Source organism: Cupriavidus sp. GW821-FHT02F09 (assembly GCF_059421605.1).
Genome location: NZ_JBWKVH010000022.1, coordinates 42,139 through 68,047, shown reverse-complemented (window position 1 = coordinate 68,047; position 25,909 = coordinate 42,139). Strand labels below are relative to the sequence as shown.

At 66.8% G+C, this 25,909-nt stretch carries 19 protein-coding genes; 14 read left to right on the top strand and 5 right to left on the bottom strand.

Annotation, left to right across the window (positions count from 1 at the left end; genetic code table 11):
• Positions 1 to 1,014, top strand: coding sequence for a ParB/RepB/Spo0J family partition protein (locus AC07XB_RS23035; RefSeq protein WP_492371905.1), 1,014 nt, complete (start codon positions 1 to 3; stop codon positions 1,012 to 1,014).
• Positions 1,015 to 1,069: 55 nt separating this feature from the next.
• Here AC07XB_RS23035 and AC07XB_RS23030 read toward each other — a convergent pair whose 3' ends face one another.
• Positions 1,070 to 2,785 (bottom strand): phage integrase family protein, encoded by a 1,716-nt coding sequence (locus AC07XB_RS23030; protein WP_492371904.1) that lies wholly within the window; start codon positions 2,783 to 2,785, stop codon positions 1,070 to 1,072.
• A 500-nt stretch (positions 2,786 to 3,285) separates the two neighbouring features.
• Here AC07XB_RS23030 and AC07XB_RS23025 point away from each other — a divergent pair, with 500 nt between their 5' ends.
• From AC07XB_RS23025 to AC07XB_RS22965, 13 genes are all read left to right on the top strand, one after another.
• Positions 3,286 to 4,146, top strand: a complete 861-nt coding sequence (locus AC07XB_RS23025; RefSeq protein ID WP_492371903.1) for a response regulator transcription factor — start codon at positions 3,286 to 3,288, stop codon at positions 4,144 to 4,146.
• A gap of 230 nt (positions 4,147 to 4,376) precedes the next feature.
• The gene (locus tag AC07XB_RS23020; RefSeq protein WP_492371902.1) at positions 4,377 to 4,826 is read left to right on the top strand and encodes a DNA-binding response regulator; all 450 of its coding nucleotides are present in this window, start codon (positions 4,377 to 4,379) and stop codon (positions 4,824 to 4,826) included.
• Between the two features lie 99 nt (positions 4,827 to 4,925).
• Positions 4,926 to 5,237: a hypothetical protein gene (locus AC07XB_RS23015; protein ID WP_492371901.1), complete on the top strand. Its 312-nt coding sequence runs from the start codon at positions 4,926 to 4,928 to the stop codon at positions 5,235 to 5,237.
• Between the two features lie 663 nt (positions 5,238 to 5,900).
• Positions 5,901 to 6,569 carry a phosphatase PAP2 family protein gene (locus AC07XB_RS23010; RefSeq protein WP_492371900.1) on the top strand — a complete coding sequence of 223 codons (669 nt, stop codon included), beginning with the start codon at positions 5,901 to 5,903 and terminating at the stop codon, positions 6,567 to 6,569.
• A gap of 126 nt (positions 6,570 to 6,695) precedes the next feature.
• Positions 6,696 to 8,105: an undecaprenyl-phosphate glucose phosphotransferase gene (locus tag AC07XB_RS23005; RefSeq protein ID WP_492371899.1), complete on the top strand. Its 1,410-nt coding sequence runs from the start codon at positions 6,696 to 6,698 to the stop codon at positions 8,103 to 8,105.
• A 128-nt stretch (positions 8,106 to 8,233) separates the two neighbouring features.
• A complete protein-coding gene (locus AC07XB_RS23000) occupies positions 8,234 to 8,485 on the top strand; it encodes an acyl carrier protein (RefSeq protein ID WP_017225097.1) in 252 nt (83 codons plus the stop codon).
• Entirely contained in the window at positions 8,482 to 9,681 is a 1,200-nt protein-coding gene (locus AC07XB_RS22995) for an acyl-CoA dehydrogenase family protein (protein ID WP_492371898.1), read from the top strand. Before AC07XB_RS23000 ends, AC07XB_RS22995 begins: the two co-directional genes overlap by 4 nt.
• A gap of 10 nt (positions 9,682 to 9,691) precedes the next feature.
• Positions 9,692 to 10,696 (top strand): amino acid--[acyl-carrier-protein] ligase, encoded by a 1,005-nt coding sequence (locus tag AC07XB_RS22990; protein ID WP_492371897.1) that lies wholly within the window; start codon positions 9,692 to 9,694, stop codon positions 10,694 to 10,696.
• Positions 10,696 to 11,688, top strand: coding sequence for a DUF1839 family protein (locus AC07XB_RS22985; RefSeq protein ID WP_492371896.1), 993 nt, complete (start codon positions 10,696 to 10,698; stop codon positions 11,686 to 11,688). Before AC07XB_RS22990 ends, AC07XB_RS22985 begins: the two co-directional genes overlap by 1 nt.
• Before the next feature lie 30 nt (positions 11,689 to 11,718).
• Positions 11,719 to 14,328 (top strand): glycoside hydrolase family 2 protein, encoded by a 2,610-nt coding sequence (locus AC07XB_RS22980; protein ID WP_492371895.1) that lies wholly within the window; start codon positions 11,719 to 11,721, stop codon positions 14,326 to 14,328.
• Positions 14,329 to 14,606: 278 nt separating this feature from the next.
• Complete coding sequence (locus AC07XB_RS22975; RefSeq protein WP_492371894.1) at positions 14,607 to 15,329, top strand: Crp/Fnr family transcriptional regulator; 723 nt, start codon at positions 14,607 to 14,609, stop codon at positions 15,327 to 15,329.
• A gap of 41 nt (positions 15,330 to 15,370) precedes the next feature.
• On the top strand, positions 15,371 to 17,779 hold the full coding sequence (locus AC07XB_RS22970) for a polysaccharide biosynthesis tyrosine autokinase (protein WP_492830036.1): 2,409 nt from the start codon (positions 15,371 to 15,373) through the stop codon (positions 17,777 to 17,779).
• A 315-nt stretch (positions 17,780 to 18,094) separates the two neighbouring features.
• Positions 18,095 to 19,954, top strand: coding sequence for an alpha/beta fold hydrolase (locus AC07XB_RS22965; protein WP_492829996.1), 1,860 nt, complete (start codon positions 18,095 to 18,097; stop codon positions 19,952 to 19,954).
• Positions 19,955 to 20,038: 84 nt separating this feature from the next.
• On the opposite strand, the gene AC07XB_RS22960 is transcribed toward AC07XB_RS22965, so the two are convergent.
• The 4 genes from AC07XB_RS22960 to AC07XB_RS22945 all read right to left on the bottom strand — a co-directional run bounded on the left by AC07XB_RS22960 (position 20,039) and on the right by AC07XB_RS22945 (position 25,151).
• Positions 20,039 to 22,282: a polysaccharide biosynthesis tyrosine autokinase gene (locus AC07XB_RS22960; protein WP_492371892.1), complete on the bottom strand. Its 2,244-nt coding sequence runs from the start codon at positions 22,280 to 22,282 to the stop codon at positions 20,039 to 20,041.
• Positions 22,279 to 22,743, bottom strand: coding sequence for an arsenate reductase/protein-tyrosine-phosphatase family protein (locus tag AC07XB_RS22955; protein ID WP_492829998.1), 465 nt, complete (start codon positions 22,741 to 22,743; stop codon positions 22,279 to 22,281). Before AC07XB_RS22955 ends, AC07XB_RS22960 begins: the two co-directional genes overlap by 4 nt.
• An 11-nt stretch (positions 22,744 to 22,754) precedes the next feature.
• On the bottom strand, positions 22,755 to 23,849 hold the full coding sequence (locus tag AC07XB_RS22950) for a polysaccharide biosynthesis/export family protein (RefSeq protein ID WP_492371954.1): 1,095 nt from the start codon (positions 23,847 to 23,849) through the stop codon (positions 22,755 to 22,757).
• 360 nt (positions 23,850 to 24,209) lie between these two features.
• The gene (locus AC07XB_RS22945; RefSeq protein ID WP_492830000.1) at positions 24,210 to 25,151 is read right to left on the bottom strand and encodes a response regulator transcription factor; all 942 of its coding nucleotides are present in this window, start codon (positions 25,149 to 25,151) and stop codon (positions 24,210 to 24,212) included.
• Positions 25,152 to 25,909: the final 758 nt, after the last annotated feature.

Here is a 25,909-nt window from a genome sequence, read left to right as displayed (position 1 = left end):
ATGGCAACAAAATTGAAAAGCCTCAAGGCAGGCATGTTGGCGGGAATGGCGGCAGAAAAAACACGAGGGGACGCGATCGATCGCTTTGCCCGCGCCGAAGCGGCAATTTCACAGCACCCCAACGGATTGCTCCAGGTGCGCGCCCGAGAGCCGAGCCCCATTTTCAGCGCTGAAAGTGAGTCCGAGGAGGAAGGCGGCCGAATCCTGTTGAAGGTGCCGCTGGCGCAGCTCCACGACAATCCGTTCAATGCCCGCCGCATCTACGACCCTGTAGTGGTGCAGGAACGCGCGGCTTCGATTGCCACCCACGGCCAGAAAACACCGGGCCTGGCTACGCCAGATCCGGCCCGGCCGGGGCACTACATCCTGATCGATGGCCACTACCGCAAGCGGGCGTTGGCCTCCGCGGGCAAGCTCGAGATGGAATGCTTCATCGAGAGCAACCTGAATGACCTGGATTTCTACCGGCTGTCGTTCCTGCTCAATGAGCAACGGTCCGACCAGTCGGCGCTGGACAACGCGATTGCCTGGCGGCAACTGCTGGACGAAGGCAAGGTCCAGAAAGAGGAAGACATCTGCGAACTGACAGGCATGTCAGCTGGCACGGTTAACAAGACACTGGCGCTGCTGAGGCTGCCCGAATCGGTCCTGGGCGTCATGCGTGAGCGTCCCAGCGCAATCGGGATTGCAACCGGCTATGAGCTGACGCTCTATTGCAAGATCGTTGGAGAGGACCGCACACGGGACCTGGCCACGCGCATCATGGCAGAGGGCTTGTCCAGCCGTGAGGTCGAGGCGATTCGCAAGCACGCGCAAGAAGGCAAGGCACGCAAGATCAAGGAGATCAGCCGCCAGTACAAGATCCGCAGCGACACCGGGCAGTTGATGGGCACGATCAAGGAGTGGGATTCCGGGCGCGTGGTGCTGGACGTGCAAGTGAGCGACCGAGGCGCACGCGAAGCGCTGGTCGAGACCCTCAAGGCGCGCTTCGGCCTGGAAAAGACCGCTAGCTGACAGCTTGCATAGCCATAGTCGAGAGGGGAGGGCAGCGATCACCCACCCCACCCGGTCACTCCAGGGCCGGAACGACATGAACATGATCCACGGTGCTGGCCCCGGAAGCCTCAGGGGCCATGACTCCCGCCCCGCCCGCCTCAATACGTTTCACCCGGGTTCTTCGCCCCGCAAGGTCGCGCGGCGAGCGGGCCGCAAACTCGGCATCCTCGGCCTGTCGATACCGTTCGATCACCTGGCTCAGCAAGGCATGCAATCCCCTGACTGAGTAGCCTGCACCCGGCGACCTCTCCGCCTTGCGCCTGGCACGGCCGGTGGGCGGAAGCCGGGGAGGGCCGACGAGCACGATCGGCTGGCCAGCCTGTCTGCTCCAATCCAGCCCGCGGTCGTGCCAGTGACGCTCCAGTGAGCTGCGAGCAGCTTGGCTAAGACCCTCCCCCTCGCGGGGCCCATCCCCGGCAGGGGCCGTACCAACTTCTTCATGCGTACCAACTTCTTCGTGCTCGCCAAGCTTGTCGCGCGTGAACGTCGCCAGGCTAGCAAATCCGATGGGCTGCTCCTGCAACAAGCGAACTGCTGCTTCGGCGGCGCGATAGCGAATGCCTTCGGGATCCCGGCCCTGGGCCGCTAGCCAGGCAAGGAATCTGGCCAGCGATTCGGGCTCGAGGGTGGTCCCGGCGGCCACGGGCACAGCCATGCGCAGCGCCATCCTCTTCGATTGGCTCTCGGGCTGCCAGACGTGCTCCGCCACATGTCCCTGGTCTTGCAGCCATTCAAACAGCGCGCCCAGGATGCGCGAAGCATGGAGCACGCTGCTCTCCGACAGCGGACCGGTGAACGGGCGCCATGCCGCCGACTCCCTTGGCGCACGCGGCCCGACCCACAATCGCACGGGAGCAGGATGGCGAAGGAACGCCAAATAGTCCTGGCGATCCTGCCGATCCAGCATGGCCAGCGGCTTGCATCGCTCCATCGCCGTCCAGAGCAAAAGTCGTTCGGCCTCCTTGCGGTAGGCCAGCCAGGTACTTTGCTGCGCCTGATTCGCTGCGAGCCAAGCCCGAACGGCGACGAGATCGCTTTTATAAGAGACTCTTAGATCACTATCAGGCGAAATCGCTGTCGCCGTACCCGATTCTTCTTCGCGCATCAGCTCAAATGGCACCAATTGGCGCAAGCGCGGGCCAAGCGTGGTTTCGGCCAGGCGGCCCCGCGCGAAAACGTGGTCCCGCAGCAAAGGTTCGCCCCGCTCATCCCGGACGACATCACGATGATCGGCCAGCCACCGGTTGATTGCCGCTCCGGCAAGGGCGCCGATGCGGGGCACCGAACGCCACCACGCATTGCCATGGCGGTTGGCAAGATCCACCAGAATATGCAGATTAGATATCTTCTGTGCCCGCAAGCGCCTTGCAAGGGCGGGGGAAAACCAGAGCTCGATGCCATGATCAGCGCGGGGCTGGGCAGTACCAAGCCGTTCCAGCTCGGCCAGCGCTTCGACCCGGCGGTCCATGCCCCGGTTGGAGCGCCCGGGGCCACCTTCCAGCAGTTCAGCCAGATCCTGCCGGCTATGCAGGTGCGCCAACTGCACCATGCGGTCGCGCAGCCCGAGCAACAGCCGCAAGGCGGATTCGCCACCGGCGTCATCGTCGTCGTTGTCGTCAACGAGGTAGCGCCCGGCTACCATGGCGGCCGGCATGCCTTGCACGTAGGCCCGCACAGCGGCAAATTCGCTGCGGGTAAGACTCAGGCTAGGGGCTTTACCGGGTTGCATGACAACGTTCGATTTGGTCGCTAAGATCTTGATTCATAAGGCACTTAATCAATCGCTAAATGCATCCGGGTGTAAATGCATAGTGGAATTCAATGCCGATAATTATACCGGCAAAGCCCCCTGCTTTCGCCGGTCAGCCGCCTGTGGCGGGCCGATCCGGCTGCGCAGTCCAACGCCGTTGGTCATGCACTACACGCTTCGCCGGGTGTAACCCTGACTTGCATTCACCCCCGCCAGTGCATATCCTGAGACCCAGAGTTAGATTTCTTTAACTCTGAGTTAAGAAACATCTACAGCGTAAAAAAAGCGCAAACGGGGCGATTCGATAGCGACTCCACGGGATGGTCAGTCGGGCAGCGGGACCTTGACGGGTACGCAGCCACGGCCTGGAGGCGAAACGGATCGTATGGAAATGCAACCGCAGCATAGTGGGGCATTTCCGTTAGCATGTGCGGGTTGTCGCGGGGCTCGCCATGCCGTAACAAAAAAAGAGAGCGGCCATGGCCACAATCCTCTTGATCGAGCCTCATCCCCTCCTGCGCCTGGGTCTGCGCCATCTGTTGACCCAGGCCGGCCTCCACGGCGACCTCGTCGATATCGATCCCGGTGCCCTGCCATATCCAGCCGAGTGGCTCTGCCATGCCGACCTGATGATCTACGGATTGTCGGCGGACCCGGTGTTGAGCTGGCAAGAACTGGATCAGTCTTGCCAGACACTGATGCCGAAGCGGGTCCTGGTGCTGTCCGAGCAGATTTTGTCGCCGCAGAACGGTACCCCCATGCCCGACAGCGTGCGCGGCCTGTTGTCCAAGGCCTGCAGCGCCGACATGCTGGATGCGGCGATCCGCCTTGTCCTTGCCGACGGCGAGTGCTTTCCCGCCCGGGCCCAGGCGGCGCACGCCGATGCGAGCCCTGTGCCGTGGCCCTCGGTCCCGGCCAGGCCGTCGCTGGCCACGCTGCATATGCACGCCGGACCGACCCAGGTCGATGGCGAACGTGAGGCAGCCGCCCACCCGGCACAGCACCTGCCGGGCGCCGATGCCCCAGAGCCGGAAACGCCTTCGGCCGGATCGCACCTGCTTAATATCACCGAGCGCCAGTACGAGGTGCTGGCGCTGCTGGCGCGCGGCTATCCGATCAAGACCGTCAGCCGCTTGCTGAACATCTCGGTGGCTACCGCCAAGACGCATGCATGCACCCTTTACCAGCGCCTGCACGTGCGCAACAAGGGCGAGGCGGTCTACGTAGCGCTGCAGCGTGGCGCGAAGCTGAGTTGGCCGGGCCCGGCAACCGCTGCCGTGCCGATTCGCGGCGCGGGGCTGTCGCCGGTCGAGCTGGCCGGTGTCTGCCAGGCGGCCTGATCGTTAGTCCCTCCGAGCGCGCGCAGTGGCGCCCGGCGGCCCAAAGCACCAGTGACTCCAGCCTCTGCAACACGCCGCCTCATCCGAATGCACGAGGCGGCGTAGTGCTCTACTTGCTACCCTGATCAACAAACAAGTGGCTCTCGCGGGAAGCCGGTCCTGGCACTCGCTGGCTTAGCGCACCCCGCGCAACCAACGCAACCAACGCAACCCGCTGTCGCCCACAGCCGATGACAACGCTCCTGCTTGCCCACAACATGATGCTGCGACGAGGTGTGCTGCGGCACCTCCGCGAGCTTGCCGCGCTCGCCCCCGTGCTATCGCAGACCCCCGAATGGCTGCTGGAGGCGACCCCAGCCGAATTACCTCCGGGTCCCATCGAGTTCGCGCTGCTTGACTGCAGCGGCACCGATACCGATCCGTTCCGTCTGCTCGATGCACTGCACTCCCGTCTGGCGCCCCGGCGCTGGCTGGTCATGAGCGAGACCCCCGACCCCGAGTTCGCGCGCTACGCCGCTGGCCTCGGCGCTGGCGGCTGCCTGCCGGTGCCAGCCTCGCCCGAGCAAACGCGGGCCGCGGTGGCGCTGGTGCGTGCCGGGGGCCAGTGTTTTCCGCGCAGGGCCTTTGCCATGCCACCGCCCTCCCCCATCGGTTCAGGTGGGTCTACGGCAAGGGGATGATGCGCGCGCCAATGCGGCTACCTATGCTGATAGTGCGCGGATAACGAAGCCGGGACGCTCAATGTCAAGCCGGCCGCCGCGCGCTGCACAGGGGGTCATATGGAAAACGGGCTGGATATCCTGGTCGTGCGCGGCTTTGCCGTGCCGGAGGGCCGGGGCAAGTGGGCGTGCTGCTACGAAATCAGGCTGACTACCGGGCGCGACGAGCCGCTGCTGTACCGCGGAGAGTTGCATGGCAGGCGCTACGCCTGCGAGGCTGCTGCGATCGCGGCAGCTACCTTTGCCGGTGAGCAGGAAGCACGCAGGCAGGTGGCATCCGTGCGGGCCGGACTACTCGCTCGCCACGAGTACTGCGTGGTGGTGGCGAGCGAACCGGCGCTGGAGCGCGTGCATGAGCCGGCGGCCGGCTAGGCCGCGGCCGCTAAGCCAGGGCATCCCGGCAGCAGTGCGGGATGCCACCGGCTGCTCATCCGCGGCAAGACAACGAGAGTAAGGCAAGAGGGGGCGACGACGAGCGCGTGTTCGGGGGACCGGAGATTTTCCGGTGCGCATGCCGGCAGGGATGCGCGCACGCGTGTTTCGGTCGCAGCACATGCTGCGCCGGATCTTGATGGCCACGGTCGAGCCGGCTGGCAGAGGCGGCAAACCGTGGCCTGTTTCTTTTCCTGCCTGCGATGGCTGCCCGCAAAATTGCCGAAATCCAAAGGCGCCGCACAAAAAAAAGAGTCCGCCGACCGGGGGACCATGCGGACTCTAAAGTGGCCAGCTCGATTCCGCTCGGCGGGCCACTCTCCGACGATAGCCAAACACCCGCGGTAGCTGTATCGACCAGAAGATGCATCTGCCACATGGCTGAAGGGCAGGCCCCCCAGTTCCCAGGGAAACCCGCCAGCCCAGTGCGTGCTTCGCATTGCCGCATGGCCCGCGGGTGGCACCGTGGCCGCCTCATGCTTCTGGTTGGGTTGAGGCCAGCCCGAAAGCCCGCGCAGCGGGCAAGCCTGCAGGCAAGCCTGCGGAGAAGCCATTGTGCAACTGTGTTACTTTGCTCGCGTGCTCGACCCTCCAACAGCCATCATGATTCCCTGGCACCTCATCTCCCGCTTCGGCGAAACCTCCCTGCTGCTGCCCTGCGCCGTGTTGATCGCCGCATGGCTGTTCCATGCCGGCGCCGTTGCCAGCGCGCGCCGCTGGGTGCTGAGCTTCGGTGTGACCGCAGCAGTGGTGCTGGCCTCCAAGCTGGCCTTCATGGGCTGGGGCATTGGCTGCGCGGCGCTCAACTTCACGGGGTTTTCCGGGCATAGCATGATGTCGGCGTCGGTATTGCCGGTGCTGTTCTACCTGATCGTGTCGGCGCGGCATCCTCGTCTTGCCGTTGGCGCCGGCGGGATCGGCCTGTTGCTGGCGTTGCTGGTGGGCGTCTCGCGGCTGAAGCTGCAGGCGCATTCAGGCTCGGAAGTGCTGAGCGGGCTTGCGCTCGGATTTGCCGTCAGCCTGAGCTTCATCTTCTGGGGCCGGCGGCCGGCCCGCTCGGCACCGGCCCTGGCAGGCGTGCTGGTGGTCGTCCTGATGCTGGGCGTGCCGGCGGTTGGTGTCGCCGCGCCCACGCATCACTGGCTCGAAATCCTTGCCGCCCGGCTGGCCGGGCGTGACAAGCCGTTCCAGCGCGGGCAATGGCGCGAATGGGCTGGCCAGCGCGAGGGATCCGCTGTGCTGGCTTGCCTGTCCCCCGCCACGCCGCGCTGAGGCGGGAGGCCCGGCCCGCCAGCACGCGTCCAGAGCCCGTCTGTGCGCAAGCAAACAGACGGTAGCGCTGCCGCGGCGTAACCATGATCTGCATAACAAGTCCGGCTCGCCGGATGGAGGCAGATCATGTCGACGGTTCGCGCATTCGTTGCCGAGAGGCAGGCCGCCCTCCAAATCCTGTATCGCTTCGCCGATGCGGCCATCGTTGCCGCCTGCGGCGCGGTGGTTGGCGAACTGCTGTTTCCCCAGGGCCTGCGTGGCGCCGCTCCGGTCCATGGCTTCATCACCGTGTTGTGCTCGGTCAGCACCTTGCTGGTGTTCCCCGCCTGTGGCCTGTACAACTCCTGGCGCGGCCGCAGCCGCGCCGCGTTGGCGGTGCGCACGCTCGCGGCCTGGGGCGCGGTGTGCATGCTGGGCTTGGTCACGGCGTACCTGATGCACCAGTCGGCCGCGCTGTCCCGGCTTTGGTCGATGAGCTGGGTCCTGAGCGTGGCCGTCATGCTGCTGGCCTCCCGGGTGGTGCTCTACGGCATGCTGGGCAGCGTGCGCGAGCACGGCATCAATGCCAAGCGTGTGGTGATCCTGGGCTACGGCTCGCTTGGCCACGAGATGTACCAGCGCGTACGGAACAATCGCGGCGCGGGATACGACGTCGCCGGCATCTACGACGAAGGCACGGAGCAGCCGGTGCCCGCGGGCGTAACGCGGCTGGATTCGCTGCAGCAGGTTTGCACGTTCGTGCGCAACAATGGCGTGCGCGAAATCTGGCTGACGCTGCCGATGGCTGCGTGCCGCGATCTCTATGACGTGGTCTCCCACTTCCGCAACGACCTGATCGACATCCGCTGGGTGCCCGACATCATGGCGGTCGAACTGCTCGGCCATCGCTTCAGCGACTTCCTCGGCCTGCCGGTCATCGACCTGAACAGCCCACCGCAGTCGGGCATCACAGGATTGCTCAAGGGCAGCTTCGACCGCGTTTTCGCGCTGGCGGCGCTGGTCGGGCTGTCGCCGCTGCTGCTGCTGATCGCGGTGCTGGTCAAGCACTCGTCTCCCGGCTCTGTCCTGTTCCGCCAGGCTCGCCTGGGCATGGATGGCCGGCCATTCCACGTCTACAAGTTCCGCACCATGGTGCAGCACCAGGACGCGGGCAGCGTGACCCAGGCCGTGCGCGGCGATGCACGCGTCACGCGCATCGGTGCCTTCCTGCGCCGCACCAGCCTGGATGAGCTGCCGCAGTTCGTCAACGTGCTGCGTGGCGAGATGTCGGTGGTGGGCCCGCGCCCGCACGCCATCGAGCACAACGAGATCTACAAGGAAGTCATCGATCGCTACATGCTGCGCCACCGGGTCAAGCCCGGCATCACCGGCTGGGCGCAGATCAACGGCTTTCGCGGCCAGACCGACACGGTAGAGAAGATGCGCCAGCGCATCGAGTTTGACATCTTCTACATCCGCAACTGGTCCTTCCGCCTGGACCTGCACATTATCTTGCGCACGGCGCTGCATGGCTGGACGGGACGCGAGGTGTTCTGAGTTCTTCACCCTCCAGGACACCCGGGCCGCCAGCCGACATGCAAAGTTGGTGGGCCAGCGCACCGAAGCCGGCCAGTAGCTGCGGCCCAATGATGAAACCCGAGCATCCTCACCGAGGAGAACCAGAGATGAAGGCAACCATTCGACAGATTCTTGCCGAGGTGGCGCGGCTCGACGTGTCGGTAGACGCGCTCGATGACCAGGCCGATCTTTACGAAGCCGGATTGTCATCGCTTGCCACCGTTCATGTGATGCTGGCAATCGAAAACGCATTCAATATCGAGATCCCGGATGCCATGCTGACCCGGCAGCTCTTTCGCAGCGTCAACTCGCTGGCAGCGGCGGCCGAACAGCTAAGACAGCAACAGGAGGCAGCATGAGCCCCCCCTTAACCAGCGTGGACCTGGCACGCCCGATGACTGAGCACACCACCGCCACCGAGCTGATGGCGGCGGCGCAGCTTGCGGCGCTCGAAGCGGCCAAGCACGCCGATCAGGTTGACCGCGATGCGGCGTTCCCGCACGACGCGTTTGCTGCAATCCGGCAGCACCGGCTGCTTAGCGCCATGGTGCCCGCGGCGCACGGCGGCGCAGGCGCGTCGCTCGACACGGTCGCGGCCATCTGCCGCGTGCTGGGCGCGGCCTGCTCCTCGGTGGGCATGGTCTACGCCATGCACCAGATCCAGGTGGCCTGCATCGTCGAGCACGGAACGGGCAACCCCTGGCATGAGCAGTTGCTTCAACGCATTGCCTCAGAGCAATTGCTGCTTGCCTCGGCCACCTCCGAGGAAGCGATCGGCGGTGCCCTGCGCAACAGCGGCTGTGCCGTCAATGTCGAGAACGACCGATTCCATCTGCTCAAGATGGCGCCCACGATTTCCTACGGCGCGCAGTCCGACGCCATCCTGGCCACCGCGCGCCGCCATGCCGATGCCTCGCCCTCGGACCAGGTCATGGTGTGCCTGCTCAAAGACGATTTCACGCTGCAGAGCCTCAGCGCGTGGGACACCCTTGGCATGCGTGGCACCTGCAGCAACGGCTTTCGCCTGGAAGCGCGCGGCGCCTGCGAGCAGATCCTTCCGGTGGCGTTCGGCGAGATCGCGGACGGCACCATGACGCCGGTTTCGCACATCCTGTGGGCCGCCTTGTGGACCGGCATCGCCGGTGATGCCGTGCAGCGCGCCAAGGCCTTCTTCCAGGGGCAGGCGCGTGCGCGCCCGGGCTCGCTGCCGCCTTCGGCCACGCGGGTGGCCGACGCGGTGGCGATGGTGCAGATGATGGAGGGGCGGCTTGAGCTCGCATTGGAGCACCAGCGCCAGCGTCACACGGGCCTCTCGGTGTCGGCACTGTTCTCGCTCGCCGCGGAGATGAACGGCCTGAAGACCAGTGTGAGCACGATGGCGATCGAGGTGGTGCAGCAGGCGATGATGATCTGCGGCATGGCCGGCTACAAGCAAGGCACGCCTTACAGCCTCGGGCGTCACCTACGCGATCTCTGGTCCGCGCCGCTGATGATCAACAATGACCGGATCCTGACCAATACCGCTAGCTTGCTGCTGGCCGAGCGTTCCAGCTAAGGAGCACGACATGGATGCCAACGTCAGCGTGGAAGATCGCGCCAATTCCGCGCCCGCGGACGCAGCCGCCGCTTCGGCCGCTACGCCTTCGTACGGCGATCCGCAGGCAGGCCAGCGGCGCTACCAGCAGGCATTGATCGAGGCGGGCCTGCTGATCCCGAGCGGGGTCGACGGCGTTTATGGCCGCAGCGCGGTGTTCGAGGCCATCGCGGACGGCCTGAACGTGGCCGTCACCGCGCTCGGCGCCGACCAGCGCGCGGAAGTGATGCGCTTTCCGCCCGCCATGTCGCGCGAGGATTTCGAGGCTAGCGACTACCTGAAGAGCTTTCCACAGCTAGCCGGCACCGTGCACAGCTTTTGCGGCAGCGATCGCGACCATCATCGCCTGCTTGCGCGGATGGAGGCGGGCGAGGAATGGGCTGACGAGCAGCGGCCGACCCGCGTGGTGCTAACGCCGGCCGCGTGCTACCCGATCTATCCGGCGGTGGCGCGGCGCGGCCCGATGCCGCCGCAGGGGCTGGTGGTGGATGTGATGTCGTATTGCTTCCGCCACGAGCCTTCGATCGATCCGGCGCGCATGCAGATGTTCCGCCAGCGTGAGTATGTGCGCCTGGGCGATGCCGGGCAGATCATCGCCTTTCGCCAGTTGTGGATGGAGCGCGGCCAGCAGCTGGCCACCATGCTCGAGCTTCCGCACGAGGTGGACGTGGCCAATGACCCGTTCTTCGGGCGCGGCGGCAAGATCGTGGCGGACAGCCAGCGCGAACTGAAGCTCAAGTTCGAGTTGCTCATCCCGATCAACGAGGGCGCCCCGCCCACGGCGTGCATGAGCTTCAATTACCACATGGACCACTTCGGCCAGGTGTGGGCGCTGCGCACCGCCGACGGCGAGCCGGCGCACACCGGCTGCGTGGGATTTGGCATCGAGCGCCTGACGCTGGCGCTGCTGCGCCACCACGGCTTCGACCTGTCGCTGTGGCCCAAGGACGTACGCGCCACCCTGGGAGGGCTGTAATGCTCGTTGACCCGCGAACCCTGGAGCGCGGCATGCACGTGTCGCACGCCTTGCACAATGGCAATCCCGTCTGGCCGCAGACCAACTGCTATGTGGACTTGTGGATCGAACTGCTGCACGGCTGGGAGCTGGACCCGGTTGCGGCGCTCGGGTTCACCGTGTCGCAGGATTTCGAGGGCGATCAGTTCACCTTCTTCAAATACCCGCCGGACGATCTCGAACGTCTCTACGGCGTGGTGGTGCAGGAGCTGTCGCTATATGAGTCGATGGAAGACCGCGTCGCCGGGCAGACCTGCCGCGGCCACGTGGTACTGCTCGAGGTGGATGGCTTTTACCTGCCGGACAACCGGGCTACGTCGTACCGGCGCGAGCATACCAAGACCACCATCGGCATCGATGTGATGATGCCCGAGGCGCAGTCCGTGGGTTACTACCATAACGAGGGCTATCACGTGGCCACCGGCGAGGACTACGCCGGGCTGTTCCGTCGTCTGCCCGCGCTGGCGGACGACGTGAACCTGCTGTTCCCCTACGCCGAGGTGGCGCGCCGCCGGTTCCCCGCGCTGGAAGGGGCGATGCTGGTGCGCGCGTCGCTGGCGCTCCTGCGCAAGCACCTGGCGCGCCGTCCGCGTCAGAATCCCATCACGGCATTCCGCACGGCGTTTCCCGCGCATCAGGAAGCACTGATGGCCGGTGGCGAGCAAACCTTCCATCCCTACGCCTTTAGCGTGCTGCGCCAGCTCGGCGCCAACTTCGAGCTGCTCGGGCAGTACCTGCGCTGGCTGGCGCAGCATGGCCAGCCGATGCCTGAGAGCATTGCGGGCGCGTGCCAGAAGCTCGCGTCCGAGGCCATGGTGATGCAGTTCCGCCTGGTGCGCTCCATCATCAGCCGCCGCGTGGATCGCTGCCAGGATTGCCTGGACCAGCTCGAGGCCTCCTACGAGCTGGCGGTGCCGGCGCTGGCGGGCTACGTGGGCGAAGCCGAGTACTGAGGGGCGCCTGCCATGCATGCGCCGCCTGGCTTGACACCCGTCCCTGGGCGACCCGTGCACCGGCACCCGCTCGCCGGCGACTGGGCCTTGCTCGAGACGCCCGCCGGCGCCGTGGCATCGCCCGCGGCGCTGGCCGGGCGCGGCCCGTGGATGGCGGCCCAGGTGCCCGGGACGGTGGCGCAGGCGCTCCAGGCTGCGGGGCAATGGCAGGCGGCGGCACCGCGGCCGCTGCACGATCACGACTACTGGTACCGCGTGACGGTGTCCGGCACGGGCGCGTACCGGCTGCGCCTGCACGGCCTGGCTACCGTGGCCGAGGTCTGGCTCGATGAGGTGCGCGTGCTCGACGCGCAGAACATGTTTACGGCGTTCGAGGCCGAGCTCCATCTCGATGGCGAGCATGTGCTCTGCCTGTGCTTTCGCTCGCTGCACCGCTGGCTGCGCACGCAGCGCGGCCCGGTGCGCTGGAAGCCGCGCATGATCACGCCGCCCACATTGCGCCTGGTCCGCACCACGCTGCTGGGCCACATGCCCGGCTGGTGCCCAAGCGTGCATACGATCGGGCCCTGGCGCGGCATCGACCTGCTGGCGCTTGCCACCGACGCGAGCCCGCTGCTGACGGCGCGCCTGGACCTGCAGGCAAGCCTGGCCGCCGATGCGGCGCAGGGTGGCGTCATCCGGCTGCGCCTGCGCGACGTGGCACCGCTGCCGCCAGCGATGACGATCATGCTGTGCGTCGATGGCCGCGAGGCACCCATGAAGGCAGTGGACGCCACCGGCACCGGCGGCATCGCCTACGAGGGCGAGCTGGCCGTGCCCGAGCCGCGCTTGTGGTGGCCGCACACGCATGGCGCGCCCGAGCGCTATGCGGTGCATCTGCGGCTGGGCGAAGAGCGCATCGCGTGTGGGCAGGTCGGCTTTCGCCGCATCGAGCTCGACCGAACCATCCATGGCAGCACCGACGGCCTGGCGGACCACGAAGAGGATGCCCAGGGGTTTGCGCTGCGCATCAACGGCGAGCGCATCTTTTGCCGCGGGGCCTGCTGGACCAGCCACGACCTTGCCGGCCACGCCGATGCGTCCGACGAAGTGCGCAAGTGGCTCGCGCTGGCGCACGGCGCGGGCATGAACATGGTGCGCGTGAGCGGTGTTACCTGCTACCAGGGGGAGGCCTTCTTCGACGCGTGCGACGCGCTTGGCCTGCTGGTCTGGCAGGATTTCATGTTCGCGAACTTCGATTACTCGGCCAGCGCCGAGGCCGTGCGCCCGCTGATGGCGCAGGCCACGCGCGAGGTCAGCGAGTGGCTGGCGGCGCATCGCCATCATCCCAGCGTGGCGGTGCTGTGCGGCGGCAGCGAAGTCGAGCAGCAGGCCGCGATGATGGGCACGCCCGCGGCCACCTGGCGCCAGCCCTTGTTCGACGAGATCATTCCAGCGTGCATTGCAGCCTGGCATCCCGACGCGGTGTATGTGCGCAACTCGCCGTGCGGCGGTGCGTGGCCCTTCCAGGCCGACAGCGGCGTGACGCACTACTACGGCGTGGGCGCCTACCAGCGCTCGCTTGACGACGCGCGCCGCGCCAATGTGCGGTTTACCTCGGAGTGCCTGGCGTTTTCCAACGTGCCTTGCGCGCGTACCGTGTCGGACGCGCTCGCGGTGCCGCCCGTGCATGATCCACGCTGGAAGGCCCGTGTGCCGCGCGATGCCGGCAGCGGTTGGGACTTCGAAGATGTGCGCGACTTCTATTTGCGCGAATTGTTCAAGGTGGACCCGCCGCGCCTGCGCTACGAGGACACAGCGCGCTACCTGATGTTGTCCCGCGCCGTGGTGGCGGAGTTGATGACCGACGTTTTCAGCGAATGGCGGCGAGCGGGCTCTACCTGCTCGGGCGGCCTGGTGTGGCAGTTGCAGGACCTGCTGCCCGGCGCGGGCTGGGGCATTGTCGATGCGCTGGCCCGGCCCAAGTCGGCCTGGCATGCCTTGCGCCAGGTGTGGCAGCCGCTGCAGGTGCTGATCACTGACGAAGGCCTCAATGGCATTCACCTGCACCTGATCAATGAGCGCGCCACGCCGCGCAATGTGCGCCTGCAACTGCAATGCTGGCGCGACGGCGAGACCGCGTTGCTCGATGTCGCGCACGATGTGTGCCTGGCCCCGCGCTCCACGCGGCGCATCAGCGGCGCCGCGCTGGCGGGTGCCTTTTTTGATTTCACATACGCCTATCGTTTCGGGCCGCGCCTGCACGATGTGGTGCGCGCCGCGTTGCTCGATCCCTGCGACGGCGCCCTGCTGAGCCAGGCCTGCTACCTGCCCGAGCGCAGCGCGGCCGCGCTCGAGCCGCCGGAGCTGACGGTCGGCGTGGCGCGCGAGGACGGCGATTGGTGGCTCACGGTGTCGACCCGGCGCTTTGCGCGCTGGGTGCACATCGACGATATCGCCTTTCGCGCGGAACACGACTGGTTCCATCTTGCGCCCGGCAGCCAGCTGCGCGTGAAACTCTTGCCCGATAACGGCCAGCAAGGTGGAGGCCGCGAAGGCGCGCAGGGTGTAGGCCTTGCGCAGGCAGATCCCATCCCGATGGGGGAGGTCCATGCACTCAATGCGCGCCGCGCGATTGCCTACAGCGCGCCAGGCGCCTGAAGAGGCGGAAAAACGCCAGACGATGACGGCGCGAAGCGCCGCCTGGCCGTCATTGCCGCGCACCGGCGATGCGGCCCGGCCGCGCTCTCACACCTACCGAAGGATGATCAGGTTTCAGCCGTGCGGCTACTGTTGGCAGGGCCACATATGGCACTTAATACAAGCACAAATGCCGTGCGAACCAGGGTCAAAGAAAAGGTGGTCGGCGCGGGTCCTCCGGAGCTAGGTGGGCCGGCTTCGGTCGAGGTGTTCGTACGGCTGGTCACGGGGAGAGAGTAATGATCAGTCAGCGTTCGGATCTGCACGTCAATCATGTGCTTGGCGCCTTGCCGCGCAAGGATTGGGAATTACTGTCGTCGCATCTTGAGCTGGTACGCATGCGCGCCGGGCAGTTGCTGACCGATTCCGGCCAGCGCATCCATCATGTCTATTTCCCCACGACGGCCATCGTCTCGATGCTGTCGCTGCTGGAGGACGGCGCCACCGTCGAGATCGCCGCCATCGGCAATGAAGGCCTCGTCGGCATCCCGGTGCTGACCGGCGGCGACACCATGCCCTGCCGCGTCGAGGTACGCACGCCGGGCTTTGCCTACCGCCTTTCCGCCGCCACGCTCAAGCAGGAATTCACGCACTCCCCGGCCATCCAGCGCGTCACCCTGCTCTATGTGCAGGCCGTGCTCACCCAGATCGCGCAGACCGCCGTGTGCAATCGTCACCACTCGCTCAACAAGCAGCTTTGCCGCTGGCTGCTGCTGGCCCTCGATCGCATGGCGTCCAACGAGCTGGTGATCACCCAGCAGGTCATCGCCAACATGCTGGGCGTGCGCCGCGAAGGGGTGACGGAGGCCGCCGGCAAGCTGGAGGACCTGGGCCTGATCCAGCATAGCCGCGGGCACATCACGGTGCTCGACCGGCATGGGCTGGAGGCACATTCCTGTGAGTGCTACAAACTCGTCAAGCGCGAGTTCGATCGTTTGCTGCCGGCGCTTGCCAGTGCTTGAGGCGGGAGCGGGGTTGGGTCAGGGAGATTGCCGTGAAAAGGTTGACCTTTGCCGGTGCGTCGCCGGCTGCAAATGAGCCGGCGCAGCCGCGAGCGCAGGGCTCGCGCGCACTAGTCGATCACCTTGGCTGGATCGTTGCGCTGACGCTCGCCGGTGGCGCCATCGGTGCGCTGGTTGCGTTGTCCATGCCGCAGCACTATCGCGTCGAGGCGCTGGTGCAGGTGGAGCCACGCGACGCAGGCCAGAATGCCGGCGCGCGCGGCGCGGCGCAGGCCGGCCCCGCCGCCCCGTTCGATGCCGGCATGCTCACCAGCCGCGCGGTGGTCGGGCCCGTGGTGGAGCGGCTGCACTTGGACGTCTCGGCGGTGCCGTTGCGCGCGCCGCTGGTGGGTGCGCTGGTGGCGCGCTTTGCCGAGCCCGGGCAAGCCATGGCCCCTTGGCCGGAAAGCCTGGGCTACGCCTGGGGCGGCGAGCGCATCCAGATCGACAGCCTGGCGGTGCCCGAGCGCCTGCTTAACGTGCCGCTGATGCTGGAGGTCCAGCCGCAGGGCCACTATCGCCTGTATGCCGGCAATGCGCTGCTGTTCGAGGGCGTGGCGGGCGAGCCGGCTGCGGGCAACGATGTGGAACTGCAGGTGGCCAACCTCGATGCGCGGCCGGGCACGCGCTTCGAACTGATTCGCCATGATCCGCTTTCCACCGTGGATGCCATCTCGCGCGAGCTGGTGGTGGACGAACACACGCGCGACGCCGGCACTGTGCGCATCGCCTGGCGCTACCCCGATCGCAAGCTGGCCGCCGCGCTGGTCAATGGCGTGGCGCAAGCGTATATCGACAGCCAGACCACCCAGCGCCGCGATGATGCGGCCGGCAGCCTTGCCTTTGTCACCGGCGAGCTGCCGCGCGTGCAGGGCGAGCTGGAGCGCGCCGAGGCCGCGCTCACGCGCTACCGTACCCGTAGCGGCACCATGGCGCCGACCCAGGACGCGCAGTCGTACCTGAACGGCAGCATGGACTACCAGCGCCAGATCGCCGCGCTGCGGCTGGAGCGTACCCGCCTGCTGCAACGCTTTACCACCGACAGCAATGAAGTGCGCACGGTCGACACCCAGATCCAGGAGCTCAGCAAGGTGCGCCGCGACATGGATTCGCGCATGCAGAACCTGTCGGAGACGGAGCGCGAGTCCGTGGCGCTCACGCGCGACGTGAAGGTGGCCGAGGACATGTACATGACGTTGCGCAACCGGATGCAGCAGCTCTCGCTGGTGCAGTCGGATCGCTCCAACAACATGCGCATCGTCGATGCGGCGCTTGCGCCCGCCCGGCCCGACGGGGTTGGCCCGTGGCCGCTGACCGGCGGCGGCGCGCTGCTTGGGCTGTGCCTCGGGCTTGCCGGCGTGGCCGCGCGCCAGCGCTACAGGCCTTCGGTGGCCGACGCCGCCGATGCCGAGGCGCGGCTGGGCATGCCCATGCTCGGCGAGATCGCGTTCAGCAGCGAGCAGACCGAGCTCGAACACCAGTCCGAGGTGCATCGCCGCCTGGGCATGATGATGGGCTTCGCCGCCCAGCCCACCCCGCGCCTGTATGCGCCCGCGCCTGGCAGCGCCTTGGCCGAACCCGGCGGGTTCTCCACCGGCGAGGCCGAGCGGCTGCTGCGGTGCGGGCTGCATGACCGCTTCCTGCTGGCGCGGCGCTCGCCGCACGCGCTTGCGGTGGAGGGCCTGCGCAGCGTGCGCGCGGCTTTGCATTTCGCCGTGCGCAACGCGCCCGATGCGGTGCTGGCCGTGACCAGCCCGGCGCCGGGCACCGGCAAGACCTTTGCCTCCGTTAACCTGGCCGTGCTGTTCGCCGAGGCTGGCCAGCGCGTGCTGCTGATCGACGCCGACCTGCGCCGCGGCAAGATCGCCAACTGGTTCGACCAGGCCGCCGAGCCGGGGCTGGCCGAATTGCTCGCGGGCCATGCCGAGCTCGCGGCGGTGATGCGGCCCACCGTGGTGTCGGGGCTTTCGGTGATCACCGCCGGATCGATGCCCCCCAATCCCTCCGAGCTGCTGATGATGCCGGCGCTGGCCGAGACGCTGCAGGCCTGCAAGGCGCGCTTCGACCTGATCATCATCGACACGCCGCCGGTGCTGGCCGTGGCCGATGCCACCCTGGTCGCCAACCTGGCCGGCTCAACGCTGCTGGTGGTGCGCGCAGATGTCACGCCCGCCGCGCAAGTGGACGAGGCGCTAAAGCGCCTGGCTCGCGCCGGGGCGCGGCTTGCCGGTGGCATGCTTAACGGCGTCACGCCCCGGCGCAGCAACCGCGCGGACTTCGCCGCGATGAGCCCGTACCTGGGGCTGCCGCTGCCGGCCGCGCGGCCTGAAACGCTGGCGCTGGAGTCGCGCCCCGCGCCGGCCGGCTCGGCAGAGCAGCAGGCAGGCCATGGCTCCATGCCAGCCGCCTGATAGCCGGGGACGCCAGGGAAATCTCCATGAGCGTACCCGTTTCTGCGTGCGCCCGGGCCTTGTGAAACGCCTCCTCGCAACCTGCGCGCAACGTGCCCTGCACGTTGCGCGTTGTCATGAAAATCGCGGCCTGCGGTGGCCAATCAGGGCCGTTGGGCGGGCCGCGACACGGATTTCGATGGGTTATGCCAGGCCGGGAGCCGCCGGCGGGCATGGCGCACGAACACGAACCAACAACATCAGAAGGCAAAGCGTACCCGTTTCTGCGTGCGCCAATGCCTGGGGCCAACGCCCCATTTCTCGCTGGGAGAGGTCATGAAACCGGTCTTGTTCGAGGGCTGTGCCGGCTGGCTGCACGAGGCCGCAGGCACCACGGGCGTGGTGCTGTGCAACCCGCACGGCCACGAGGCGATGTGGTCGCACAGGGCGTTTCGCCACCTGGCCGCAGATCTCGCCGCCGCGGGCTTGCCGGTGCTGCGCTTCGATTATCCCGGCACCGGTGACTCCGCCGGCACCGATGCCGATGGCGAGCATATTGCCTGGTGTGTGCATGGCATCCTGGCCGCGGTAACCACGCTGCGCGAGCAGGCTGGGGTGAGCCGGGTCGTGCTGTGCGGCCTGCGCCTGGGGGCCACGCTGGCCGTGCTCGCCGCCGAGGCAATGGCCGCGCGCGAGCCCGGTACCGTGGCCGGCCTGGTCCTGCTGGCGCCGGTGGTGAGCGGGCGCGCCTATCTGCGCGAGCTGCGCGCGTTGCACACCAGTTGGGTCAACAACGTCATCCCCGACATCGAGCTCACGCCGCCCACCAACGGGTCGCTCGACGTGCTGGCCTATCGTTTCCAGCCCGACACCGTGACGACGCTCGAAGGCCTGCGCCTGGCCCGCCGCAAGGGCTGCCCCGCGCCGCGCGTGCTGCTGCTCGACGCTTGGCCGGGGGCCACCTCCCCCGTCGCAGAAATGGGTACGCTTTATCGCGGCTCGGGGGCCGAAGTCACGCTGGGCACCTTTGGCGAGTACCCCGGCATGATGCAAGCCGCCGAGTGCGCGCAGGTGCCTGAGAGCGCCTGGCAAGAGGTGCTGGCCTGGGTGCGCCCGGCCGTCGTCGCAAGGCGCCGCGGCGCCGCGCCCGGCCTGCCTGCGCCAGGCAATGAGAGTCCTGCGCTGGAATGCGAGGTGGACGGCGTGCGCGAGCAACGGGTATGGCTGGATCGCGGGCGCCAGTTCGGCATCCTTTGCCAGCCCGCGCGGCGCGGCGCGAGCGATGTCGCGGTGCTCTTTCCCAATACCGGCGGCAACCACCATGTGGGCGACGGGCGGGTCTTTGTGAGCTTGTCGCGCGAATTGGCTCGGCACGGCGTAACCGCATTACGCCTCGATCTCTCTACGCTGGGCGATAGTCCGGCCCCGGCACGCCAGATGAGCATTCCCGCGGTATACGCGCAGAGCGCCTGCGACGATGCCAGTGCCGCCGTCGACTGGCTGCGCGCGCAGGGGTACAAGCGCATCGTCATGTCCGGGGTTTGCTCGGGCGCGTTCATCAGCCTGCACGTGGCGTTGCGCAATCCGGCGGTCAACGGCCTGGTCCTGGCCAACCTGGCGAAATTCCGCTGGGACGATGCCGACACCGCCGCCGTGAACGAACGGGTGCAGTCCATGCGGGGCTACGTGGCGGCCGTGCGCCGCGCGCAGAACTGGCAGCGGCTGTGGCGCGGCCAGGTCAAGGTCTGGCCGATCCTGTCCGGCTTCGCACGCCGATGCGCGCGGCGCGCGATGCAACGCGGCGCCGCCGCCATGGCGCGCTGGCGCGGCGGCGGCGACACCACCACCGTGACCGGCTTCGCGCGGGCCGCCATGCGGGAGCTCGACCGGCGCGGCGTGCAGACGGACTTCCTGTACGGCATGAGCGATATCGGGCTGGAAGAAGCCAAGGACCGCTTTGGCGGCAACCTCGAAGCGCTGCAGGGCCTGGGCAACATCCGCGTGCGCACCCTGCCCACATTCGATCATTCGCTGTTTCTTGCTGACAGCCGCGCCGCGCTGGCGGCGCATCTGGTGCGCTACATCGAGGTGCAGCTGGCGCGCGGCGAGCCGGCCGAGGTGAGCGAGGTGAGCGAGGCGAACGAGGACAGCGCCGGCGCGCTGGCGGATGCGGTGTCAGGCACGGCGAGCGCCTGAGCGTGGGCGGCAAGCCGGCCGCGCACGACAAAGAAGAGGCGCCGGAATCCCGGCGCCTCAGATTGCGCGCTACGCGCGGCAGCCCTACCGGCTCTGCACCGTATCCACGTCCTGGTACCGATAGTTCAGATACCGGTACTTGCCGAAGTTGTAATGCGCCCGATACCAGCGCCCTTGCACATTCAACCCGTTGAACAGCACGCCCTTTACTTCCCCACCCACCTGCCTGATCGCCCTGCCCGCGGCTTCCAGTTCATCCACGGTAGTCGAGTCCGCACGGGCCACCATGAAGACCGCATCTGCCTTGGTAGCGAGGATTCCGGTATCCGAGGCGGCCAGCACTGGCGGCGTGTCGATCAGCACGATGTCGTAGTTCGCCTTTAGGGCATTGAGCAGCGCGTCCATCGCGGGACTCAGCAGCAGGTCCGCGGGATGCTCGGGCAACGTCCCGGTGGGAATGAAATCCAGCCCGGGCACAACCTGCCTGCGAACGGCGGGCTCTACCGGCGCGCCCTGCAGCAGATCGGTCAGGCCGGGGCCACGGTCGGTGTCGAAGCGCCGGTTCAGGTTGCCCCGCCGCAGGTCGGCGTCGATCAGCACCACGCGCTTGCCGCCGGCGGCGAGCACCGCGGCGAAGTTGGCGCAGATGAAGGACTTTCCGACACCCGGCGCCGGGCCCGTCACCAGCACCACCGGATGGCGGTTGCCAAGTAGCGAGAACTGCAAGGCGGTGCGGAAGCTGCGCAAGCTCTCCATGGCGGGATCGTCAGGCATCCGGCAGGCCAGCAGCGCGGCTTTCGGGTTGCCCTGCGTGGCCAGGCGCGACTGTTCCGGGCTGAACGGGATGGTGGAGTACACCGTGAACCCCGTCAGGTTTTCGATATCGTCGGCTTCGGCGACGCCGCCGTCCAGCATGTGGCGCAGGCACACGACGATCAGCGCGCCCACGGTGCCAAGCATGGCCGCGAATATCACCAGCAGCGACCGGTTGGGCCGCACGGGCTGCAAGGGCACTTCGGCCGGGTCGACCATGCGCGCGGTCCCCACCTTGCTGGCCTTGGTCAGCTTGAGTTGCTGGGCGTCGTTGAGCAGCGACTGGTAAAGCTCGGTGCTGACCTTGACATCGCGCAGCAGGCGCAGCACGTTTTGCTCCACTTCGGGCAGTTTCTGGATACGCGTGGTCACGCCGGCGAGCGCGGCATTCAGGCTGCCGATCTGCTCGTCGATGATGCCGATGCTGGGATGGTTGCCGGTAAAGCGCGTCACCAGTTCCTGGCGTTTCGCGCGTAGCTCCTGCAGGCGTGTCTGGATCTGCACGGATTGCGAGAGGATCAGCTTTGACTCCTCGCCCAGGTCGATCGTGCCGCGCTGGTTGCGCAGCGCGTTATAGCGCGTCTCGGCGGTTTCCACCTGCTGCTTGACCTGCGGAAGCTGCTGGTCGAGGAAGGCCAGGGATTTCTCGGCCTCTTCCGCCCTGCGGCGCACGTTCTGGTCGACATACTCGCTGCCGATCTCGTTGAGCGTTGCCGCGATCAGGTCCGGGTCCGGGCCTTCAAGGGTGATGCCGATCACCCCGCTCGACTTGCCGCGCTCGGCAATCTGCAGCGATTGCTGCAGCTGCGCGATGGCAATGGCCCGAGGCAGCCGCGTCACATTGAAGCTGGCGCCAGGGTTGCCTTCCAGTTCCGTAACGAGGATCTCGACGTTGCCGCGTGAGGTTGGCACGACCAGCGGCTGGCCGACGGTGCCTGTTGCCATGGTCTGCTCGCCCTTGACTTTCAGCCGGTACCGTTTGCCGTCAAGGGCCGTCACTGTCATCCTGGTGCCTTCCAGCCGCGTTGGCATGTCGAGGCGGCCTACCGTAATGCGCTCGTCGCCCCAGACGAAGCCGCCCCAGCCGAAGAGGCCGGGTTCCGACAGGCCAGGGTTGTAGCGTGCCAGCGCCTGGCCGATCACCGGAAAGTAGCTCGGCCTGGCATCAATGAACAGCTTCAGGCTTTCCACCGCCTTGCCCACCACCATGCGCGAGTGCAGCAGCTCGATTTCCGCGGCGGCGGCCGGCTTGACGTCGAAGACCGGCGCCACGCTGCCCGCGAGCTTGCTGTTGGTGCTGCTCCCCGTGTCCTCCACTTGCACCACGATGTCGGTACGGTAGACGGACTTGGTGAAGAACGCGTAGGTCGCGCCCAGGGCGAAGACCGTGCCCGCGATCAGGATGAAGGTCCAGCGGTAGCGCATCAGTATGTCGAGATAGCCGGTCAGGTCGATCGATTTTTCCCGCTGAGCGCGTCCCACCGGCAATGCCTCGTTTGGATTGAACGTGTTCATGCGACCTCCCCATGACATTGATCCCGTGCAATGGCGCGAATGCGCACCGACCATGAATCGACCCCTTGCTTGATCAGCCCCAGCACGATCCGGAACATATTCTGCGAACAGCCATAGGGGTCGGGCACGTCAGCGTGCATGAATTCGCAAAGGCGGTAGACCTTGCCGCGTGCCTGCGGATACTGGCGCTCAAGCGCCTCTCTTTGTTCCGTGTCCATCACCAGCACCAGGTCGGCGCCGTTGATCATGTCCCCGTCCACGGTGCGCGCGCGGTGCCCTGAGAGATCGAGGCCGTCCTCCTCGAGCAGGCGCACCGTATGCGGATCGGCGGCGGCGCCCTCCAGCGGGGCCAGCCCGGCGGAACTCACCGTGCAGCTGGGCAGCGCGTGGCGCAGCAGGCCCTGTGCCATGGGGCTGCGGCAGGTATTGCCGATGCACACAACCAGGATCGAGCGGATCATCGCGGCCTCGCTTACTTGACCACGCTGGCGGCGCTGAACGCACCGCTCGTCGATGGCAGCAGCAGGTTGACCACGCGGCTCCAGCGCACCAGTTCGCGCGCGTCGACATACACCACGTCCTTTGCCTCGAGTTCGAAGCCTTCGGCAATGGCCAGCGCCACGGGCGACGTGCCATCCAGGTGATACACCTTGGGCTCGCCGTCCGCCGCCTTGCGGATCACGAAGATCTGCTCCGCGTTGGCGGTGTTCGGGTTCACGCCGCCAGCGTCGCCAATGGCCTCATTCAGCGTCATGCGGCCATTGCGCATCAGCAAGGTGGTGGGGCGCACCACCTCGCCGGTGACGAAGATCTTGCTGTCCTCGCGCTGTTCCACGCGCACGATGTCGCCGTTCTTGAGCATGATGCGCGAGGGATCGATGCCGCGCGCGAGCAGTGCCGGGATGTTGACATGCCAGCTGCGCTCGCCGCGCGTGATGCGGATGCGGCTGTTGTCGCCTGTCAGGTTGAGCACGCCACCCGCACGGTTAAGCGCCTCGATCAGCGTCATCGGCGCGTCGTCGATCGGTTGCATGCCAGGCGTACGCACTTCGCCATCCACATAGATGCGCTGGCTGCGGAACGCGAGCACGCGCACCGTCATCTGGGGATCGCGCACCACGCGCGAGAGCACCTTCGCGATCTGGTCGCGCACGTCGTTCGCCGTCCTGCCGGCGACCTTCATCACGCCAGCGTAGGGAAACTGGATATCGCCCTGCGCGCTCACCACATAGCCGGGCACATTGGAGCCGCCGCCCACCGCGGGGATTTCATACGCGGCGCCGATGCTGTAGGTCTGGTTGGGGAAGACCAGTTCCGGGTGATCCCATACCACCACCGAGACGATGTCGCCCGGGCCGATGAGATAGGGCTGCGGCTTGCCATAGAGTTCGTCCAGCTTCTCGACCTCGCGTTGCGCCATGGTGCGCTGGTTGCGCACCACCTCCAGCGTGATCGGCGTGATGTTGGGCATGGCATCGGGTCCGACCGCGCCGACGGGCGCCTTGGGGTCGAAGTGCATGCCTGGGGAGCTTGCGCAGGCGGCGAGCATCAGGGTCGCGCATAGCATGGCAAGGCATGCCAGCGGCCGGCCTTGGCGTTGCGCGTTCCTGTGTTGCCCGTCATGGTCGGTGATCTCGTTCACGGCAGCCTCCGGCATTGGGCGACAGGGACATCGCAACCGCTGCGACAGTCCCCCGATGCTCCCATCCTAGGAGGCTGACGGGGGCCAATCGGTGCGCTTTCACACATTGCACTGCGATGCCGGAACCAGCGTGCGCGAGGCACCAGGGCGAACGGGGGCGGCTTGCTTTTGGGACAAGCAAGGCACACAACGTATGCGGGAAAGCGTGCCCCGCGGCCCCGCATAAAAGACAACGGCGGCAGGCTTGCGCCTGCCGCCGCCGGTTGGCTGCGCCGCAAGCGCGCCTCAGCGCATCGCGGCGGAAGCGCCCGTGCCGTATTCCGCGACCGTGCGTGCCGGCCTGGCGCCGGCAGACGGCGCGTTGCGCACCGCCGTGCGCGGCGCGGCCTCGTCGCCGCTGACCCATTCCAGCGACGCGCCGCGCTGGAGCGCCGCGTAGACCGCCTCGCCCTTGTTGCGCACCTTGAGCCGCTGGTACAGGGTGCAGGCATGGCTCTTGACGGTCGCCACCGAGATATTGAGCATGCGGCTCACGGTCTTGATGGGATGTCCGCGCGCCAGCAGCACCAGGACCTCATATTGCCTCGGGGTGATCTGCAGCATCTCGGCTTCGTCGTACGCGGTCTCGCTGTGCCCGCCGGTGCCACTGGCATCGGCCGGAACAGCGCCCGGGCGAGACACGGCGGCCAGGGACTCGCGCGAGGATGGCGCGGCGTGGACGCGCATGCCCGCGGGGTTGCACTGTGCGCTGTCGGTCAGCGGTGCCAGCACGGGAATGCGTCCACCTACTGGATAGTTGCCGGCCGACAGACCCGGCGATCCGCTGCTTGACGCGCCAGCTTGGCGGTTGTTCTGGCCGCGCACGTATTGCCCGCCAACCATGGCCAGGCGGATGCCAGCTTCCAGCACCGCCAGCGAAGCGGATTTCGGCAGGCAGCCGCAGATCCCTTGCGCCATGGCGAGCGCCGGAATCTGCAGCGGGATCATATCGGCGAGCAGCAGCAAGCGATCGGCCGAGAGCACGGAGCGCACCTTGTTGAGCAGATGCCATCCGGCGTCGGTGTCGGCCGGCATGCCGAACACGAGCAGGTCGCAATGATTGCCTTCCAGCAGGGCGACGTCGGCCGGGTCGACGGTGATGACGTGGTCGACGCCATGAATACGCTCGAGCATTTGCAGCAACCCGAGACGCAGCAGTGGGTGACCCTCGATGAGCAGTGCGTTCATGTTGTTATTCCCCCCGTATGATTGCGGTAGGAAACAGGTTGAACGCAGCGGAATAATGACCTGCGCGACCCTCGTGGTGCTCCACGCGCGCCGCCCCTATTTATCCCCGTACCACCGCCAAGCCGGACCGCCCGTTCTTATTGCCGGGAACTGACCGCGAGCCGGAAGGCTGACCCCCTGAACCCACCCCAAAATGCCATTCGTCTTAAAACGAATTAAGGTCATATTATGGTCTGATCTGCACGAAATCAAGTTGCTTTGGCGGCGCTCCAATTAGGTTGGAGAGGTTTGTTCTCATCATCCGGAAAGCCTTGATGGTGGCCGCATGGCGGGTTACCCGAACGGGTGATGGATAATCGACGGGATTATGTTTCAAGACTGAAACAGTTATTGGTCGATAAAGTTTCACCGCTGCAACGGAAAAGGGGTGTTGCTAGCGCATTTATGGCTTTTCCGGGTGGCGCGCCCGGGTGGCGAACCAATCTTGAAACTCGCGCCGAGGTGGAGTCCGCGATCCACTTGCGCCTTCGGCATGAGCCTTGGGCGAGCGCCGCGCGACAAACGGATGAGAGCTATCTCAGCCATCAGGATGAGGGGAGAGCGGCAGCCGGCACGCGAGCATGCCCACGGTGCCGGATGCCCCCTTGCGCTGCTGGAAAGCGATGCTGGCGATACCCCGTCGCCGCGCCTGAAGCGGGCCCCGCAGATGCCTCGCAGCGCACGCCGATCTACCAGTTCCCGGCGTCCCGACCCGTGTG